Below are 17,454 nucleotides of genomic sequence, written 5' to 3' on the forward strand. Positions count from 1 at the left end.
CCTCCATCGATAGTTCACATATATGGCCATCCGTCAGCCCATTGACCCGGACGATTGCCATCCGTAGCGTTCTCCGGGCTCAAGTACGTGATGCATGGTCATGTATGTGAACGTCGAGGAGACAACGATGTCAGCCGAGAGCCGCGCCGTCGGCAAGTTCCTGCGCAGAATGATGCCGCTGCTGGTCCTGATGCTGCTGGTCAACAACCTGGACCGGACGAACATCGGGTTCATCCAGGAGGACCTCCAGGCCGACGTCGGCGTCAGCGCGACCGCCTACGGTCTCGGCGCCGGGCTCTTCTTCATCGGGTACGCCCTCTTCGAGGTCCCCAGCAACATGCTGCTGGAACGCTTCGGCGCCCGGGTCTGGCTGACCCGCATCATGATCACCTGGGGCCTGGTGATCGTGGCGATGTGCTTCATCCACAACGTCACGATGTTCTACACCCTGCGCTTCCTGCTCGGCGTCGCCGAGGCCGGCTTCTTCCCCGGCGCCATGCTCTACATCACCCAGTGGCTGCCCGACTCCAGCCGCGGCCGGGCCACCGCGATCTTCCTGGGCGGTTCGGCCGCCGCGGGCATCGTCACCGGCCCGATCACCGGCGCCCTGCTGGAGCTGCACGGAGCGGGCGGGATCGCCGGCTGGCGCTGGATGTTCGGCCTGGAGGGCACCTTCTCGGTGGTCGTCGGCATCGTCGCGGGCTTCTTCCTGGTCTCCCGGATCGAGGACGCCCGCTGGCTCGACGCCGACGAGAAGGCGGCCCTGCGCGCGGCCGTCTCCCAGGACGAGCGGGCCCGCAGCCACGCGCCCAAGGTCTCCCGCCTCAAGCTGCTGATCCACCCGCAGGTCCTGCTGCTGACCGGCGCCTTCTTCGCGATGACCCTCACCGGCTACGCGATCACCTTCTGGCTGCCGAGCCTGATCGAGGAGATCGGCGGACTGTCCTCCTTCGAGGTCGGCGTCCTGTCGGCGATCCCCGCGGTCTGCTCCATGATCGCCATGTACTCGATGAGCCGCTTCACCGACCGCGCCCCCGACCGCCGCCCCTTCCTCGCGATCACGCTCGTCCTGTCCGCGATCGGCACCTACCTCGCCACCCTGGGCAACCCCTGGTTCGGGCTCGCGGCGATCACCCTCGCCGGTGTCGGCTCCAAGTGCGCGGCCACCCTGTTCTGGCCGATGGCCCAGTCCGGGCTCGACCTCAGGATCGCCGCGCCGGGCCTCGCGCTGGTCAACTCCATCGGCAACCTGGGCGGCTTCGTCTCGCCGTTCCTCTTCGGCTATCTCAAGGACACGACCGGCAGCACCAACGGCGGCCTCTACATCCTTACGGCGGCCTCGCTGCTCGCGGTGGTCGCCGCGAAGTACATCCGCGGCGCGCGGACCGCCGTAGAGCTGAAGGAGGCCACAGGAAGCCACAGTCCGCTCCCACGCTGAGGACAGCCTTCTTACCTAACTTCCCTGTTCATGACGGGAAACCAGCCGGAACACCAGCAGACGGCCCACGAGCCGAAACACAAGAAGGACCTGACGCGGCGCAAGGTCGTCGTGGCCGGAGCGGGCGCGGCCGTGGCGGTGGGCGCCGCCGGCACCCTCGCCGCGTCGGGTGCCTTCGCGGGCGAGAAGAGCACGGCAGCCTCGGCGAGCGGCACCTCCACCGCCGCCGGGACCTGCTACAAGCTCACCTCGGAGACCACCGAGGGCCCCTACTACATCGACGCCGACAAGCTCCGCCGGGACATCACCGAGGACAAGGAGGGCATCCCCCTCACCCTCGCCCTCAAGGTGATCGACTCCGAGACCTGCAAGCCGCTGCGCAACGCGGCCGTCGACATCTGGCACTGCGACGCGCTCGGCCTCTACTCGGGCTACGAGAGCTTCTCCCAGGGCGGCGGCACCGCCCCCACCGACGCCCCCTCCGGCACGCCGACGGACACCCCGTCCGGCACCCCGACCGGCGAACCCCCGTCCGGGGCGCCCTCCGGCGGCACCGGCGGTGGCGGCGGCCACGAGGAGCCGACCAGCGACACCCGCTATCTGCGCGGCACCTGGCGGACCGACAAGCACGGGCTGGTCACCTTCAAGACGATCTTCCCGGGCTGGTACCAGGGCCGTTGCGTGCACATCCACACCAAGGTGCACGTCGGCGGCGAGTGGACCGACGCCGGCTACGAGGGCGGCACCACCTGCCACACCGGCCAGCTGTTCTTCGCCGAGGAGGCCGTCCTCGCCTCGGCCGAGGTCGAGCCGTACTCCACCAGCACCACCACCCGCACCACGCTCACCGAGGACACGATCTACGACCAGAGCGGCACCACGGGCGGCCTGCTCAAGCTGAAGTACCACAAGAAGGACATCGCCAAGGGCGTCCAGGCGTCCCTCACCCTGGGCGTCGACCCGGACGCGACGAACGAGGGCACGTCCTGACGTCGTAGCCCCGTGTTCGTGCGCAGAGGCGCCCGGGACCGCACGGTCCCGGGCGCCTCCGTCGGTGAACGGACCTGCTACGGGAGGCGGGTGCGGCCGTCATGGCGAGTCCATGGCCGCCGCACAGGTTCCTCGGTGCCTCCGCATAGTCCGGAGGCGTGTCATAGGGGTCATGAGGTCGTGTCGGCCTGCTGACCTGCTGAGACGCTGGAGGAAGCGATGGGGTTCATGGTGTTGCTCGCGCTGGTGCTGATCGCCGGTGCGGTCGCCGTGGTGGCGGCGCAGCGGCGGGCGGTGGGTGGGGTGGGGGTGGTGCCGAAGGTGCCAGTTGCCCCTGTCGCGCCCGTCGGTCCCGTCGCGCATACCGTTTCCGACCTCGACGCCCGGGCTGAGGCCGAGCGGTGGGTCGAGAGGCTCGGCGGGAGTCTGTCCACACTGGACTCGGGCGGTGACTCGGGCAGTGGCTCGGGCGGTGATGTCGGTGGCGGCAAGGCCGCCGGGCAGGCGCTGGCCGACGCGGAGGAGCGGTACCGGGCCGCGCGGGGGCAGCTCGCCGCCGCCGGTACGCCCGCGCAGTACGCGATGGTGACGCAGACCGCGGTGGAGGGCCTCTACTACGTCCGCGGCGCCCGGATCGCGCTCGGGCTCTACCCCGGGCCCGCCCTTCCCGATCTCGGTACGGCCACCGTCACGGCCAGGGACGGCCGGGTAACGGTCGACGACCGGACGTACGCCGTCTCCGACCGGCCCGGCGGGGCGACCCCGTACTACTACCCGGGCGGGGTCGTGGGCGGACGGCGGGTGCCCGGGGGCTGGTACAGCCGACCCTGGTGGAAGACGGCGCTGGTGGCGGGCGCGGCGGGGGCGGGCGGGATGCTGCTGGCCGACGCGCTGTTCGACGGGTTCCACCAACACGGGCCGGGCGGGGGCCTGTTCGGCGGACCGGGTGGATTCGGTGGACCGGGCGGGTTCGACGGGATCTTCTGAACTCCGTCCCGCCGTAAGCCGACACGGGTTTGATCCACGGCAACTCATCCGGGACCGGCGGCGACTGAGGGGTCGTAAGCCTCTTCACGAGGGCTTCACAAGCCTCCACGTGAGGGCTTCACAGACCGCTCCAGCTGTACGAACCCGTAAGGACGTTCCCTGTGGCCTCCCCCTCCCCCTCCCACCGCCGCTCCCTCCGCAAGCGCCGTACCCTCGTCGTCTCCGCCGCCGTGGTGGCCGCGGGCGTCGGCGCCGGTGCCGTCGTGATGAACGCGAACGCCGGGACCGTGGACCTGTACCACCAGACGCTCGCCGCGAAGGACGGCTGGGCGTCGTCCGGTACCGGCACGACCGGCGGCACCAAGGCCGACTCGGCGCACACCTTCACCGTCGCCGACCGGGCGCAGTTGGTGAAGGCGCTCGGGTCCGCGTCCGACACCACCCCGCGGATCATCCGGATCAAGGGCACCATCGACGCCAACACGGACGCCGCCGGCAAGAAGCTGACGTGCGCCAACTACGCGTCGGGGACCGGCTATTCGCTGACGTCGTACCTGAAGGCGTACGACCCCGCGGTGTACGGCCGCTCGAAGCTGCCGTCGGGCACGCAGGAGAAGGCGCGGGCCGCGGCGCAGGCCAAGCAGGCGAAGAACATCGTGTTCAAGGTGCCGGCCAACACCACGATCGTGGGCGTGCCGGGCACGAAGGCCGGGATCTCCGGCGGGATGCTCCAGATCCAGAACGTCGACAACGTCATCGTCCGCAACCTCTCCTTCGCCGCGACCGAGGACTGCTTCCCGCAGTGGGACCCGACGGACGGCGACGACGGCAACTGGAACTCCAACTACGACTCCGTGACGCTGCGCGGCGCGACCCATGTCTGGGCGGACCACAACACGTTCACGGACGCGCCGCACCTGGACTCCGCGAACCCGAAGTACTACGGCCGCGAGTACCAGATCCACGACGGGGCGCTGGACATCACCAAGAGCTCCGACCTGGTGACCGTCTCCCGCAACCAGTTCACCAACCACGACAAGACGATGCTGATCGGCAGCAGCGACAGCGAGCCGAGCGGCAAGCTGCGGGTCTCGATCCACCACAACGTCTGGAAGGGCATAGTCCAGCGCGCCCCGCTGGCCCGCGTCGGCCAGATCCACATCTACGACAACTACTACGACGTCACGGCCCTCAACGGCTACGCGGTGCAGTACAGCATCAACTCCCGTGCCAAGGCCCAGGTCGTCGCCGCGAACAACTACTGGAAGGTGCCGTCCTCCGTGAAGGTCGCGAGGCTCCTCTCCGGCGACGGCACCGGCGCGATCAAGGGCTCCGGCAACCTGGTCAACGGCACGGCGACGGACCTGGTCGCCGCCTACAACGCCGCGTCGTCGAAGGACCTGAAGACGACGGTGAACTGGACCCCGACCCTGACGGCGGGCCTGGAGACCTCGGCTTCCGTCGTGAAGAACCTGCCGACGTCGCTGGCGACGACCACGGGGGCCGGAGTGCTCTCCTAGCTCACGTGCAGCTCACGTGCAGCTCACGTGTCGTAGGTCCCGTCCCACGGCTCCGCGAAGGCGAGGCGGTCCGGGTACAGCTCGGCCCACTGCTCGCCCTCGTCCTCGCGGAGGACCAGGCCGAAGAGGACGCCTTCGTGGGTCACCTGGAAGGGGCGGATCGCGATGTCCGTGTAGGAGCGGCGCGGAAGGCTGCGGAGCAGGGTCGCGCGGTGCACCTGGGCGCGGGTGAGGGGAGAGGCGTCACCCTCGGGGTTGCGCTTCTGCTCCGCCCAGGTACCGGCGCACCAGATGTCCGAGTCGCGGTAATTGCCGTCCGCGTCGAAGGTGTGCAGAACCGCGTAGAGGCGTTTCTGCTCTTCCCAGCCTTCCTCAAGGTGGAACCCCTCGGGAAAGGCATACGTGATCGACGCCAGGAACTGACCCTCCGCATACCGCCCGATCGTCTCGGTGCGGTGCTGCGGCTCGTACGCGACAGGAATGACCCCGGGCACTGCCATGGCGCAAACCATACGTCTTGGCGGGGACACGGCGATGCCCGGGTCGGTATCCGGACCACTCGGGGGGAGCTTTCGAAGCAGTCGTGACAGAGCTGATGGACTTGCTGGCTTCGCCCGGCCGCACGACTACGGTTCGAGTGGTAGAGCCGCCTGCTCGGCAGCCGGACCGAGGTACGTGTACCCGGAGGACCGCGCGATGCCCAGGGAGTCCAGCTGCTGCCGGAACCGGACCCGGAAGTGGACGTTGTCTCCGAGCCCGGGACGCATGCGCAGCAGTTCTTCGGGATCCTCGAAATGGACCTCGTACGCGAGCGAGTTCTTGGCCGTACCTGTTTTGACCTTCACCACACCGCTTTCCCGGAGTTCGGTGATGCGCCCGGAGACGATCATCTCCTGGTCGCGGTCCCTGGTCTCCCTGAGCCGCTTCACATAGCTCCTGCCACGCGCGGTCAGGTGGGCGCGGCGCAGGCTGCCGTCGGCGCAGTACCAGGTGACGCCCAGGTCGAGCGCATACTTGCCAAGAGCCCGGGACACGGATTCGAGCGCGTCGAAGAGCTTCGTCCACTCCCGGATGTCCCGCTCCGACTCCAGAGCGTCGAGGAGCAGGGTGAGAGTGCCGAGGCCGGAGGCCGCGGCGGACGTGGCGGGTACGCGAAGGGCGTCGGGGTGCGAGGACTCGACGGGAGTGAGGACAGGTCGGGCGTGGATGACGGTGCTGCCTGCCGAGATTCCGGTGAGTTCCAGCTGTACCGGCGTACCTGCTGCTTCCGAGACCAGCTTTTCCACGGGCTCGAGCAGTGCGTCGCCCCACTCGAAGCGGAGAGTACCGCCGTCGGTGTCCGGTCCGGTCAGGCGGAGCTGAAGTTCCTCTTCGAGCTGAGCGTCCGGCGCGTACTCCCGTGCCGCGGCCAGCCGGCTCGCGCGGTGGTCGGCCTCGATCTCCTCGTCGTCCCTCTCCTCCGTGCCCAGTGATTCCAGGAGCTGGGCGGCACGTCGGGATTCGGCGGGATCGTCTTCCTGGAGCGCGCGCCTGCGGTCGCGCCAGCTGTCGCCGGTCACAGTCGCACCTCCAGGTAGCCGCGTGCCGGGGCGGCACTGTCCTCTGACGGTGAGCGGTCTTCTGCGTCCGGCAGCCGACAGCGCTGCCACCAGTCGTCCCACACACCTCGTTCTGTGAAGTATGTCCGTTCGTCCGGAGTGAAGCGCTCCGGCTCGAAGACATGCGGAACGGGCCGGTACCCGATGCGCAGCGGCGAGACGCCGAACTTCTCCCGCATTCTGGACCGGCTCTGGAAGGCGGAGGTCAGCCATTTCGAACCCGCCTTCCCTCTTACGGCACGTTCGGCACGGGTGTCGATGAGCAGTGTGACGTCAATGTTCGCCGGGTCGAGTTTGGCACTGACGAAGCTGCCGCCGAGCCACAGGCTGTGGATGAGCGGTAGGCCGCCGAGGGCGTCTGCGTAGGCGTCCTCCAAGGTGAGGAACCGGTCGAGGTAGTCGTGCAGGCCGTCCCACAGCCGGGTACGGGTCCGGGAGTCCTCGAATTGGGGAGCGCTGACCAGCAGGGACTCCGCCTCGTCGAAGGAGACGGAGTATCGGCCCAGAGGGAGGAAACCGTTTTTGGCGAAGGAGGGCGACACGCAAGGTCCTGTCCGACGAAAGGGAGATTCATCCTGCCTGGTCGGCTTTGCAGCTGTGGATGGATTTCAGGAAAAAGGTCCCAAAGGCTGCGGACCGTGGGGTGCGCGCGGGCTCAGAATCCCAAGTACGTGATCTGGACGATGAACACGCGCTCGCTGCGCACGACGACCTGATACGTGAACATTCCGCCTGGAACGATGACATCGCCGCCCCTTGGGTCGCCGCCTTGGTGAGCCCGGCCGTGGATATGGACCGCCTCGGCGGCTCTGACCAGTTCGTCCGCCTTGCTTGCCACCTTGGCGAGGAACTCGGCGGGCGCGGTACGGGCGACCTCCTCTGCTCCGAAGGCGTACTCCCACTTCCAGCTCAACCGCGGACTGCCGTCATGGCTTCGTCCAGTACGGCGGTCAGCTCGCGCAGGGCCTCCCGCGCGACGTCGGGATCCTCGTCCTCCAGCGTGCTCTGCGCACGCTCGAAACGAGAGGCCAGGTCGGGACGGCGGGCGATCTCGATGTCCCTGGCCCAGCGGAGGACCCAACTCTGTACGGGGCTCAGGGACTCCCACTTCACGGCCTTGGCGAAGGCATCGTCCTTCGTGGCCTGCATCTCCTCGAGACGGGCCGGAGCCACGACGGCGAGGGCCGTGCGCAGGGCGTCAGGGGTCTGCTCGGGGCGCGGGACCAGTTCCCGCCCGTGGTCGGCCAGCGTGCTCATGGTGTCCTCCAGGAGTACCCCTGCCAGGGTATCCGGGCCGGACCGGGCGAGGGCTCGCATGCTCACACGGGCTCCTTCGGATTGGCTCGGCAGCCGCGGCAGCGGCCGGGGGTGGGGGAACGGAAGGCGAGGCCGCAGCCGTCGCAGGTCTTGAAGGGGTGTCTGGGCTCCGGCGCCGGTGAGGCCGGGGGCCTGGGCGGGGGAAGGGGCGGCAGCTGGGCCGTCAGGCGGTGGGCGAGGAAGGCGGCCGGGCGGATCAGGGGTTCGTTCGGGAGGTTCTCGGTGAGGGCGTGGCGTATGGCGGTGGGGGCGATGTCTCGCTCCAGCCACGCGGCGACGCCGGGGGCGAGGTGTTCCGCGTCTGTGGCGGACAGGAGGAGACGGGGGTCGCGGCGGCGGAGGCCGGCGAGGATGTCGATGGCTGCCTGGAGGAGGGCGGGGGAGGTGTATCCCGGCTGCGGCACGGCGGGGAGGCGCTTCTTGCGGGGAGGGGGCTTGTCCGCGGCAGGGTGCTGGGCGGCCCTGTTGGAGCTCTCGGTGGGGCTGGTGGTTCGGTGCCCTGGCCTGTTGCAGGAGACCGTGCGGGTGACCATCTGGCCGGTGGGGGTGCGTACGTGGGAGCGGCGGAGGTAGCCGTTGGCTTCGAGTTCACGGAGGGCGGCGGCGATGCGGGTGGGGCCCTCGGGGAAGCGGTTGGCGAGGGTCTTGATGTCGACAGCCGTGCCTGGTCGTACCGACTGGATGTAGCACGCGAGCCCGATGGCGAGCAGCGACAACTCCTGGTGCTGGACGAGGTGGTTGCCGATCACCGTGAAGTTCTCGGTGTGGCGGGCGTTGTCGTGGACCACGCCGGAGTGGGGTCGCGCGTGGGGGTGGTTTTTGCCCGGTACGCGGGACTGGGCGCGCGTGGGCGCACTAGGATTTTCGGTATCCATCGGGAAGAGGGTCCGTTCTTCCTTGGTGGTCAGGCCCTCGCCTTGGGATTGCACTCCCGGCGAGGGCCGACGCATGTCTGGGGTTGTCGGTCTTGCTGCGCTGAGCGTAAGGCAGGCAACCGGTCCCGAATCCAGCCGAGTTGGGCATATTCACCCTCGCGGGTGAGTTTGCCCGGCGGGAGGGAGGGGTGGGGCTTGGTGGGGTCCTTTTCTCCCCGTGGGTGGTGCATAGGGAGCGCAGGTCACACCGGAACGCGGCCCCTCGGATTCCGGCGCAGCGGTTGTCCAGGCCTTGTCCAGAGGTGTCCGGACTGTCCGGAGTACGTGTACGGGTAGGGGCGTTGCGGCACGGTCGTACGACGGAGGGGTGCGGGATGTCGGTGGAGTCGGAGGCGGGACGGCTCAAGACGGAGGCGGACGAGCCGGGTTGGGAGGTGGATCCGGACGACGACTGGGGGCTGGCCGTACTTGCCACGGTGGGGCGGCAGTTGAGGCTGCGACGGGAGGCCGTGGGGCTGCGCGTGCCCGACTTCGGGGAGGCGGTCGGGTACGGCGAGGACATGGTCTACAAGATCGAGGCGGGTAAGCGGATTCCTAGAAAGGAGTATCTGGACCGGTCCGACGAGGTGTTGGACGCGGGCGGGCTGATCTCGGCGTCCTGGGAGGACGTGAAGAAGGTCCGGTACCCGAAGAAGGTGCGGGACCTGGCGACGCTGGAGGAGAAGGCGGTCGAGATCGGGGTGTATGTGTGCAGCAGCATTCCAGGCCTGCTCCAGACGCCCGACCACGCACGGGCCCTACTGGGATCCTGGCTGCCCGTCTACGCGCCTGAGGATCTGGAACGCCGTGTGGCCGCCCGGATGGCCCGGCAGTCGGTCTACGAACGCTCGCCGGCTCCCACCCTCGCCTTCGTCCTGGAAGAGGCGACGCTGCACCGCGGGGTTGGAGGCACAATGGTGCGGCGACAGCAGTTCGAACGTCTGCTGGAGGTGGGGCGGTTGCCCAACGTCACGCTTCAGGTGATGCCGTTGGACAGTCCACCGCATCCGGGCATGAGCGGGAGAATCGAGTTGCTGAAGTTCGAGGACGGCACCGCCGTCGGACGCTGCGACGGAGCGTTCAACGGCCGCCCGGTCTCGGACCTGAGGGAACTGCGGATCCTCGAGCTGCGATACGGCACCATCCGGGCCCAGGCTCTTCCCCCGGGGGAGTCGGCGGCCCTCATCGAGCGACTGCTGGGAGAAACATGATCCGCAAGCCCACTGCCGGTGACGCCTCCGAGCTGGCGTGGTTCAAGAGCAGCTACAGCGACGGCCCCGACGGGGACTCCTGCGTCGAGATCGCCAACACCCCCACCACGATCCACGTCCGAGACTCCAAGTACCGCGACGCCGGCCCCCGCCTGGCCCTCGCGCCGCAGGCCTGGGCGGACTTCGTGGGGTACGCCTCGGGCAGCTGATCAGTCGCCCTCCGACGTCGTCGGCGCGCGGTTGATGGTGTCCCGTTTACTGCTGGGCGGAGGTCAGCATGTCGTCGTCGATGTCGATCGGCGTCCTGGACATGTGACCTCCGGCCTGGAACCCCAGCGGGACGACGGCGGCGAGTAACCCCGTCGGTGCTCTCGGGACAGCCGAGGCTAGCCGCCGAAGCGCTCCTTGTACGTCTCCAGGTCCTCGTCGGTCAGCTTGGCGAAGAGGACCGGGGGGACCGTGAAGGGGATGCCTGGGGTGAGGGTGGTGAGGGATTTTGCCTCGGCCGGGGTGGTCCAGGTCGCGGTGTCGTTCTCCAGGGTGAACGCCTCACGCATGACCTTCGCCGTGGCCGGGATGAAGGGTTCCGAGACCACCGCGTAGAGGTGGATCAGGTTCATCGCGGTGCGCAGGGTGAGGGCCGCGGCGGGCTGGTCGGTCTTGATCTCCAGCCAGGGGGCCTTCTCCTCCAGGTAGGAGTTGCCGGCCGACCACAGGGCGCGCAGGGCCGCCGCCGCCTTGCGGAACTGGAGGGACTCCAGCTGCGACTCGTACTCCGCGAGGAGCTCCGCGATCTGCTCGCCGAGCCGGGTCTCCGCCTCGCCGGGCTCGCCGCCCGCGGGAACCTCGTCGCCGAAGCGCTTCTTGGAGAAGGAGAGGACGCGGTTGACGAAGTTGCCGAGGGTGTCCGCCAGATCCTTGTTCACCGTCGCCGTGAAGTGCTCCCAGGTGAAGGACGAGTCGTCCGACTCCGGGGCGTTGGCGATGAGGAAGTAGCGCCAGTAGTCGGCGGGGAGGATCTCAAGAGCCTGGTCGGTGAAGACGCCCCGCTTCTGGCTCGTGGAGAACTTCCCGCCGTAGTACGTCAGCCAGTTGAAGGACTTGACGTAGTCGACCTTCTTCCACGGCTCGCGGACACCCAGCTCGGTCGCCGGGAACATCACCGTGTGGAACGGGACGTTGTCCTTCGCCATGAACTCGGTGTAGCGGACCTCCGCGTCCACGTCGTACCACCACGACTTCCAGTCGCGGGTCGACGGGTCCTCGTCCGACCACTCCTTCGTCGCCGCGATGTACTCGATCGGGGCGTCGAACCAGACGTAGAAGACCTTGCCCTCCGCCGCCAGCTCCGGCCAGGTGTCGGCCGGTACCGGCACGCCCCAGTCGAGGTCACGGGTGATCGCCCGGTCGTGCAGGCCCTCGGTGAGCCACTTGCGGGCGATGGAGGAGGACAGGTGCGGCCACTCGCCCTCGTGGGCGGCCACCCACTCCTCGACCTCGTTCTGCAGCTTGGACTGGAGGAGGAAGAGGTGCTTGGTCTCGCGGACCTCCAGGTCGGTGGAGCCGGAGATCGCCGAGCGCGGGTTGATCAGGTCGGTGGGGTCCAGGACCCGGGTGCAGTTCTCGCACTGGTCGCCGCGGGCCTTGTCGTAGCCGCAGTGGGGACAGGTGCCCTCGACATAGCGGTCCGGCAGGAAACGGCCGTCGGCGGGCGAGTAGACCTGGCGGATCGCCCGCTCCTCGATGAAGCCGTTCTCGTTCAGCTTGCGGGCGAAGTGCTGGGTGATCTCGACGTTCTGCTCGCTGGAGCTGCGGCCGAAGTAGTCGAAGGCCAGCGCGAAGCCGTCGTAGACCGCCTTCTGCGCGTCGTGCGCCTGCGCGCAGAACTCGGCGACCGGGAGCCCGCGCTCCTTCGCCGCCAGCTCGGCCGGGGTGCCGTGCTCGTCCGTCGCGCAGATGTAGAGGACATCGTGACCACGCTGGCGGAGGTACCGGGAGTACACGTCCGCCGGGAGCATGGACCCCACCATGTTGCCCAGGTGCTTGATCCCGTTGATGTACGGAAGGGCGCTGGTGATGAGGTGTCGAGCCATCGGGGGCTGCTCCCAGGTCGGGTGGTTTCAAACGTGTGCTTGCGAACCTTGAAATCGTATCCGACACGGGTGGGCCGCCCGCTTCCCGTTTTAGGGGGTGGGAAGGGGGCGGCCGCTTGTCTCCGAGGGGGGTGCGGTGGTGCGGTGCTACGGCGTCACGGGCGCCAGTTCGCCAGGATGCCCTCGTAGATCTCCGTGTCCGTGAGCTCCTTCGGGGTCTCGCCCGCGAGGAAGTGGGAGGTGTTGGGGAGCTTGAGCTTGCGGAGGTAGTCGAAGGCCTTGTTCTCCGGGTCACCGAAGGCGACGAACGAGAAGAAGACCGTGGGGTGGGTCTTCGCCGCGGCCGTGAGGGCCTGGGTGGCGGGGGTCTTCGCGTCCGGGGCGCCGTCGGTCTGGAACACCACCAGGGCGGGGGTGTCCGGGTTCTCCTTGGTGTGGTGCGCGAGGACTTCCTCGACGGCCGCGTGGTAGCTGGTACGGCCCATGCGGCCGAGCCCTGCGTGCAGGTCGTCGATCTTGTTCTCGTGGTCGGTGAGGGTGAGTTCGCCGGTGCCGTCGAGTTCGGTGGAGAAGAAGACGACGTGGACCGTGGCGGTGGGGTCCAGGTGCGCGGCGAGGGCGAGGGTCTGCTCGCCGAGGGCCTGGGCGGAGCCGTCCTTGTAGTACGCGCGCATGCTCGCGGAGCGGTCCAGGACGAGGTACGTCTTGGCGGTGGTGGTGTTGAGGTCGTGGGTGGAGAGGGTGGTCGCGGCGGCGTCGTAGGCCGTGCGGAGGGTGGGGGGTACGGCCTTTTCGTTCCCACCCGCACCACCCGCACCACCTGTGCCGGTCTCGTCGTCGGCTGCGATCGCTGCCGCGAGGGGTTCGGGGGCGGGGGCGGGTTCGGGGCTGACCTCGGCGGTCGGCTCCGGCTCCGGCTCCGGCTCTACGGTGGTCTCGGGCTCCGGGTCGGGGGTGACCTCGGCGACCGGCTCGGGCTCGGGCTCCGGAGTGGGTTCCGCTTCCTCGGCGGCCACGGGCTCGGGGGCCTCGGCGGCCGGCTCCGGTGACTTCTCTTCCTCCACCGCTACGGGCGCGGGCTCATCGGCCACCGGCTGCTCTACGGCGGTGTCCTCGGCCCCCTTCTCCTCGGCGACCGGCTCTTCCGCCGGGGCCTCGGGCTCAGCCGGTGCCGCCTCTTCCGCCGCGGGCGGCTCGACAGCCGTCTCCTCAGCGGGCTCGTCGGCGACAGCTGCCTCAGCGACCGGCTCCTCGGCGACCGGCTCCGCTACGGCGGTCTCGGGCTCAGCGGCCTCCGCCACCGGCTCCACCACCGCGGCCTCCGGCTCCCCGGCAGGCGTCGCCTCCGTCACCGGCTCCGTCGCCACGGCGGTCTTGGGCTCAGCCGACGTCTCCCCAAGCACCGCTTCCTCAGCGACCGTCGCTTCAGCAGGCACGTCCCGCTCAGCGACCGGCTCCTCGGCCACCGGCTCCTCAGCGACCGGCGCCTCCACAGGCGCCTCCCGCTCAGCCGCCGGCTCCTCAGCCGTCGCCTCCTCGGTCACCGGCGTCTCGACAACCACCGGCTCCTCAGCCGCTGACTCCTCAGCCACCGGCGTCTCGACAACCACCGGCGTCTCCGCCCCCGCCGTCTCCGTCGCAGCCGCATCCCCCTCCCCAGGCGACTGCTTGGGCACTGCCACCTTGTCGAAGGCAGCCGAGACGAGCTCGTGCTCGGACTCCGTGGAGAGCGTGGCGGAGCGCGGCTCGGGGACCGTTGCCGCAGCGGGCGTCGGTGTCGGCTCTGTCGTGGCGGTGGAGGCCGGTGTCGGCTCCGTCGCCGGGGACGGGAGCTTCGGTTCCGTCGCCTCCTGCGAAGGAACCGCACCCTCTGCCTCGGTGGCCGCGGCCTTGCGTGATCGGCCGCCGAACGCGTTCCGCAGGAGAGTGAGAATGCCCATGTGCGCAACCCTTCGCATGAGTTGATGCCCGTCAATCCCTGGCCAGGACGGACACGTAAGGTTAGCGGCCCTTGATGGCGATCTTGGGCAGGGGCGGGTGCCCGGGACGCCCGCAGTCAAGACCTACTTCCGGACTTCACCCACGGACGTCCCCAACTTTCCTACGTCCACCCCGGGTTCATCCACCGTTCACCGCACCGCCCCGCTCTCGCACAAACGCGCCCCTACCGTCCGTCACGCGAGCTTCAAGGGGAAGCAAGGGGAGAGTAAAAGTGCGTATACAGCTGCCGTTGATCGACACCCGGGCCGGCAAAGAGTCGCATCCCGGCGGGCGGTCCGCCCTGACCTGCCGTTTCCGGTGTGGTGACGCCTGTTTCCACCCGGCGCCCAACACCTCCGCCAACCCGTACGTCGGCGATGTCATCGCCACCGCCCTCAGCCGCCGTTCGATGATGCGCGCCGCCGCCGTCGTGACGGTCGCGGCCGCCGCCGGCACCGCGGGCACCGTCGTGGGCGCCCCGTCCGCCGAAGCGGCTCCGCTGGGCACGCACAAGCCCAAGCCCAGGCCCAAGGGCGCCCGCGGTCTGCGGTTCACCCCCGTCGCCCCCAACACCGCCGACACCGTGACCGTCCCGGCCGGGTACTCCCAGAACGTCGTCGTCCGCTGGGGCGAGCCCATCCTGCGCGGTGCCCCCGCCTTCGACCCGGACCGGCAGACCGCCGCCGCCCAGGCCGGTCAGTTCGGGTACAACAACGACTTCCTCGCGCTGCTGCCCGTGCCGGGCGAGCGTGGCCGGCAGGTGCTCGTCGCCAACCACGAGTACACCGACGAGGTCCTGATGTTCCGCGGCTACGACGCCGCCAACCCCACCCGCGAGCAGGTCGAGATCGCCTGGGCCGCGCACGGGCTCGGGGTCGTCGTCGTGGAGGAGAACCGGAAGAACGGCGCGCTGACCGTCGTACCCCGTCATCACCTCAACCGGCGCGTCACCGCCACCACCGAGTTCCGGCTCACCGGTCCCGCCGCCGGGTCCGACCTCCTCAAGACCTCCGCCGACCCGACCGGCCGCAAGGTCCTCGGCACGCTCAACAACTGCTCCGGCGGTACGACCCCGTGGGGCACCACGCTGCACGGCGAGGAGAACTTCAACCAGTACTTCGCCAATGCGAGCCGGGCGACGGACAAGCGGTACGGCCTCGGGACCGGCGCCAGCGAGCGCAAGTGGGAGCGGTTCGACAAGCGGTTCGACGTCGCCCAGGAGCCCAACGAGTCCCACCGCTTCGGGTACGTCGTCGAGCTCGACCCGTACGACCCCTCCTCCGCGCCCCGCAAGCACACCGCGCTCGGCCGGTTCAAGCACGAGGGCGCGACCGTACGGCTCACCCACGACGGGCGCCCTGTCGTGTACTCCGGGGACGACGAGCGGTTCGACTACTTCTACAAGTTCGTCGGCAGCAAGCGGATGAAGCACGGCAGCAGCAGGGCCGTGCGCGAGCACAATCTGTCGCTGCTCGACGAGGGGACGCTCTACGTCGCCCGGCTCACCGGCGACTCCCCCGCCATCGAGATCGACGGCACCGGGAAGCTGCCCGCCGACGGGGAGTTCGACGGCAGCGGAGAGTGGATCCCGCTGGCCACCGCCACCGCGAAGGGGGCCGTGTCGCATGTCGAGGGCATGTCCGCCGACGAGGTGTTCGTCTTCACCCGGCTCGCCGGGGACAAGGTCGGCGCGACCAAGATGGACCGGCCCGAGGACATCGAGCCCAACCCGCACTCCGGCAAGGTGTACGTCGCCCTGACGAACAACACCAACCGCGGTGTCGGCTCCAACGGCCCCGCCGACGAGGCCAACCCGCGCAACGCCAACAAGCACGGGCACATCCTGGAGCTGACCGAGCGCTGGAACCGGCCCGAGAGCACGAAGTTCGCCTGGACGCTGTTCCTCGTCGCCGGTGACCCGGAGGACCCCGCCACCTACTTCGCCGGGTTCCCGAAGGACGACGTCAGTCCCATCTCCTGCCCCGACAACGTGGCCTTCGACCCGCACGGCAACCTGTGGATCTCCACCGACGGCAACCAACTCGGCTCCCACGACGGACTGTTCGGCGTCGCGACCAAGGGCGAGCGGCGCGGTGAGCTGAAGCAGTTCCTGACCGTGCCGACCGGCGCGGAGACCTGCGGTCCGCTGGTCCAGGACCGGCGTGTGCTGGTGGCCGTGCAGCACCCGGGCGAGATCAGCGGGGCGACGGTCGAGGCACCGGCGAGCACCTGGCCCGACGGCCCGGGGAAGATCGTGCGGCCCGCGGTCGTGGCCGTGTGGCGCAAGGACGGCGACGACATCGGCGTCTGAGCCGGGGCGAAGGCCGAGTCAGCCGGGGCGAAGGCCGCGTCAGCCGCGTCAGCCGCGTCGGCCCGTCGCCGGTCAGGGAGCGGCCGGAACCGTCGGTCGCGCCCCCCGGCGATCGGCCGCGGGCGTGGCTCCGGTCCCGGCCCCGGTCCCGGCCAGTTCCAGCCATTCCCGGTACGCCGGCGCCTGCCGAGCGGTCTCCCAGTACGCCTCCTCCAGCGCCGGACGGACCCCGTCCAGGTCCGTCTCGGTGCGGGCGGCGAGCAGCAGCCGTACGCCGAGCGGGTCGCCGTGCAGGCGCCGTACCGCCATGTCGGGGCGGGGGACCCGGGTGGGCTGGCAGACGGTGACGACCTCGCCGGTGGCGACCAGGGCGTCGGCCGTGTGGTAATCGCCGTGCAGGACCACGGGGTTGACGCCGGAGGCGCGGAACATCCGCTGCACGGCGTCCCATTCGCCGTCGACCGTGGGGTCGATCATCCAGCGGTCCGAGGCCAGGTCGGCGACGGCGACCACGGGTTTCGCGGTCGCCGGGTGGTCGGCCGGCAGCGACACGAACTGCGGCTCGCGCTCGACCAGGACCCGCAGGCACAGCTCCCTCGGGATGTGCAGCGGACAGCCCTCCACCTCGTGCACGAAGGCCACGTCGAGCTGGCCGTCGGCGACCATTCGCAGCAGGGCGTTGGGGGAGACGTTCATGTCGAGGGTGGGGTCCTGGCCGTGGGCGCGCAGCCGGCGCAGCCAGCCGGACAGGGCCCGGCTCGCGGTGGACCCGATGCGCAGCTGCGGACCGCCCGTGGCGGCGGCGCGGGCGTCGGCCACCAGGGAGCGCATCTCGGCCACCAGGGGGCGGGCGCGGCTGAGGACGAGTCTGCCCAGCGGGGTCGGGCGGCAGCCGGATCTCGCGCGGACGAACAGCGGGCCGCCCAGGGCCTGTTCGATCCGGCGCAGCTGGGTGCTCAACGACGGCTGGGCCACGCCCAGTTGGCGGGCGGCCCGGTGCAGGCTGCCGGTGTCGGCGATGGCGCACAGCGCGCGGAGGTGTCTCACCTCAAGGTCCATGCGATCGGAGCGTAAGCCTGGGGCAGAGGTTGCACC

Annotated in this window: 16 protein-coding genes; 7 read left to right on the forward strand and 9 right to left on the reverse strand. The window is 69.7% G+C overall.

From position 1 onward, the window contains the following. Nucleotides 1-127 precede the first annotated feature (127 nt). From G3I78_RS14475 to G3I78_RS14490, 4 genes are all read left to right on the forward strand, one after another. Complete coding sequence (locus G3I78_RS14475) at nt 128-1,438, forward strand: MFS transporter (RefSeq protein ID WP_239157827.1); 1,311 nt, start codon at nt 128-130, stop codon at nt 1,436-1,438. A 30-nt stretch (nt 1,439-1,468) separates the two neighbouring features. After that, nucleotides 1,469-2,428, forward strand: coding sequence for an intradiol ring-cleavage dioxygenase (locus tag G3I78_RS14480; RefSeq protein WP_164424318.1), 960 nt, complete (start codon nt 1,469-1,471; stop codon nt 2,426-2,428). Nucleotides 2,429-2,647: 219 nt separating this feature from the next. Further along, complete coding sequence (locus G3I78_RS14485; protein WP_164424320.1) at nt 2,648-3,415, forward strand: hypothetical protein; 768 nt, start codon at nt 2,648-2,650, stop codon at nt 3,413-3,415. A 161-nt stretch (nt 3,416-3,576) separates the two neighbouring features. Further along, on the forward strand, nt 3,577-4,935 hold the full coding sequence (locus G3I78_RS14490; protein WP_164424322.1) for a polysaccharide lyase family 1 protein: 1,359 nt from the start codon (nt 3,577-3,579) through the stop codon (nt 4,933-4,935). Nucleotides 4,936-4,958: 23 nt separating this feature from the next. On the opposite strand, the gene G3I78_RS14495 is transcribed toward G3I78_RS14490, so the two are convergent. From G3I78_RS14495 to G3I78_RS14520, 6 genes are all read right to left on the reverse strand, one after another. Next, nucleotides 4,959-5,435, reverse strand: a complete 477-nt coding sequence (locus tag G3I78_RS14495) for a hypothetical protein (protein WP_164424324.1) — start codon at nt 5,433-5,435, stop codon at nt 4,959-4,961. Between the two features lie 126 nt (nt 5,436-5,561). Then, nucleotides 5,562-6,494: a hypothetical protein gene (locus G3I78_RS14500; protein WP_164424326.1), complete on the reverse strand. Its 933-nt coding sequence runs from the start codon at nt 6,492-6,494 to the stop codon at nt 5,562-5,564. After that, nucleotides 6,491-7,075 carry a hypothetical protein gene (locus G3I78_RS14505; RefSeq protein WP_164424328.1) on the reverse strand — a complete coding sequence of 195 codons (585 nt, stop codon included), beginning with the start codon at nt 7,073-7,075 and terminating at the stop codon, nt 6,491-6,493. The genes G3I78_RS14500 and G3I78_RS14505 overlap by 4 nt, the downstream gene beginning before the upstream one ends. A gap of 113 nt (nt 7,076-7,188) precedes the next feature. Next, nucleotides 7,189-7,446: a hypothetical protein gene (locus G3I78_RS14510; protein WP_164424330.1), complete on the reverse strand. Its 258-nt coding sequence runs from the start codon at nt 7,444-7,446 to the stop codon at nt 7,189-7,191. Further along, on the reverse strand, nt 7,443-7,790 hold the full coding sequence (locus G3I78_RS14515) for a hypothetical protein (RefSeq protein ID WP_203615029.1): 348 nt from the start codon (nt 7,788-7,790) through the stop codon (nt 7,443-7,445). The genes G3I78_RS14510 and G3I78_RS14515 overlap by 4 nt, the downstream gene beginning before the upstream one ends. A gap of 62 nt (nt 7,791-7,852) precedes the next feature. Continuing rightward, nucleotides 7,853-8,725 (reverse strand): helix-turn-helix domain-containing protein, encoded by an 873-nt coding sequence (locus G3I78_RS14520; protein WP_164424331.1) that lies wholly within the window; start codon nt 8,723-8,725, stop codon nt 7,853-7,855. 374 nt (nt 8,726-9,099) lie between these two features. On the opposite strand from G3I78_RS14520, the gene G3I78_RS14525 reads away from it, so the two are divergent. Together G3I78_RS14525 and G3I78_RS14530 are read left to right on the forward strand one after the other, a co-directional pair. Further along, nucleotides 9,100-9,975, forward strand: coding sequence for a helix-turn-helix transcriptional regulator (locus tag G3I78_RS14525; protein WP_164424332.1), 876 nt, complete (start codon nt 9,100-9,102; stop codon nt 9,973-9,975). Continuing rightward, nucleotides 9,972-10,184, forward strand: a complete 213-nt coding sequence (locus G3I78_RS14530) for a DUF397 domain-containing protein (protein WP_164424333.1) — start codon at nt 9,972-9,974, stop codon at nt 10,182-10,184. The genes G3I78_RS14525 and G3I78_RS14530 overlap by 4 nt, the downstream gene beginning before the upstream one ends. A gap of 177 nt (nt 10,185-10,361) precedes the next feature. Here G3I78_RS14530 and metG read toward each other — a convergent pair whose 3' ends face one another. Both metG and G3I78_RS14540 read right to left on the reverse strand, forming a co-directional pair. Continuing rightward, complete coding sequence (metG, locus tag G3I78_RS14535) at nt 10,362-12,068, reverse strand: methionine--tRNA ligase (RefSeq protein ID WP_164424335.1); 1,707 nt, start codon at nt 12,066-12,068, stop codon at nt 10,362-10,364. 155 nt (nt 12,069-12,223) lie between these two features. Then, nucleotides 12,224-14,008, reverse strand: coding sequence for a VWA domain-containing protein (locus G3I78_RS14540; protein WP_164424337.1), 1,785 nt, complete (start codon nt 14,006-14,008; stop codon nt 12,224-12,226). A gap of 272 nt (nt 14,009-14,280) precedes the next feature. Here G3I78_RS14540 and G3I78_RS14545 point away from each other — a divergent pair, with 272 nt between their 5' ends. Beyond that, nucleotides 14,281-16,359: a PhoX family protein gene (locus G3I78_RS14545; RefSeq protein ID WP_164424339.1), complete on the forward strand. Its 2,079-nt coding sequence runs from the start codon at nt 14,281-14,283 to the stop codon at nt 16,357-16,359. 72 nt (nt 16,360-16,431) lie between these two features. Here the strand turns inward: G3I78_RS14545 and G3I78_RS14550 are convergent, their stop codons facing one another. After that, a complete protein-coding gene (locus tag G3I78_RS14550; RefSeq protein ID WP_239157828.1) occupies nt 16,432-17,418 on the reverse strand; it encodes a LysR family transcriptional regulator in 987 nt (328 codons plus the stop codon). Nucleotides 17,419-17,454 lie beyond the last annotated feature (36 nt).

Source organism: Streptomyces sp. SID13726, assembly GCF_010548375.1.
GTDB lineage: Bacteria > Actinomycetota > Actinomycetes > Streptomycetales > Streptomycetaceae > Streptomyces.

Bases quoted from the DNA above. Each gene is read 5' to 3' on its own strand.
- G3I78_RS14475 (WP_239157827.1), top strand. From the start codon at position 128: ATGTCAGCCGAGAGCCGCGCCGTCGGCAAGTTCCTGCGCAGAATGATG.
- G3I78_RS14480 (WP_164424318.1), top strand. From the start codon at position 1,469: ATGACGGGAAACCAGCCGGAACACCAGCAGACGGCCCACGAGCCGAAA.
- G3I78_RS14485 (WP_164424320.1), top strand. From the start codon at position 2,648: ATGGGGTTCATGGTGTTGCTCGCGCTGGTGCTGATCGCCGGTGCGGTC.
- G3I78_RS14495 (WP_164424324.1), bottom strand. From the start codon at position 5,435: ATGGCAGTGCCCGGGGTCATTCCTGTCGCGTACGAGCCGCAGCACCGC.
- G3I78_RS14515 (WP_203615029.1), bottom strand. From the start codon at position 7,790: ATGAGCACGCTGGCCGACCACGGGCGGGAACTGGTCCCGCGCCCCGAG.
- G3I78_RS14520 (WP_164424331.1), bottom strand. From the start codon at position 8,725: ATGGATACCGAAAATCCTAGTGCGCCCACGCGCGCCCAGTCCCGCGTA.
- G3I78_RS14525 (WP_164424332.1), top strand. From the start codon at position 9,100: ATGTCGGTGGAGTCGGAGGCGGGACGGCTCAAGACGGAGGCGGACGAG.
- G3I78_RS14530 (WP_164424333.1), top strand. From the start codon at position 9,972: ATGATCCGCAAGCCCACTGCCGGTGACGCCTCCGAGCTGGCGTGGTTC.
- metG (WP_164424335.1), bottom strand. From the start codon at position 12,068: ATGGCTCGACACCTCATCACCAGCGCCCTTCCGTACATCAACGGGATC.
- G3I78_RS14540 (WP_164424337.1), bottom strand. From the start codon at position 14,008: ATGGGCATTCTCACTCTCCTGCGGAACGCGTTCGGCGGCCGATCACGC.
- G3I78_RS14550 (WP_239157828.1), bottom strand. From the start codon at position 17,418: ATGGACCTTGAGGTGAGACACCTCCGCGCGCTGTGCGCCATCGCCGAC.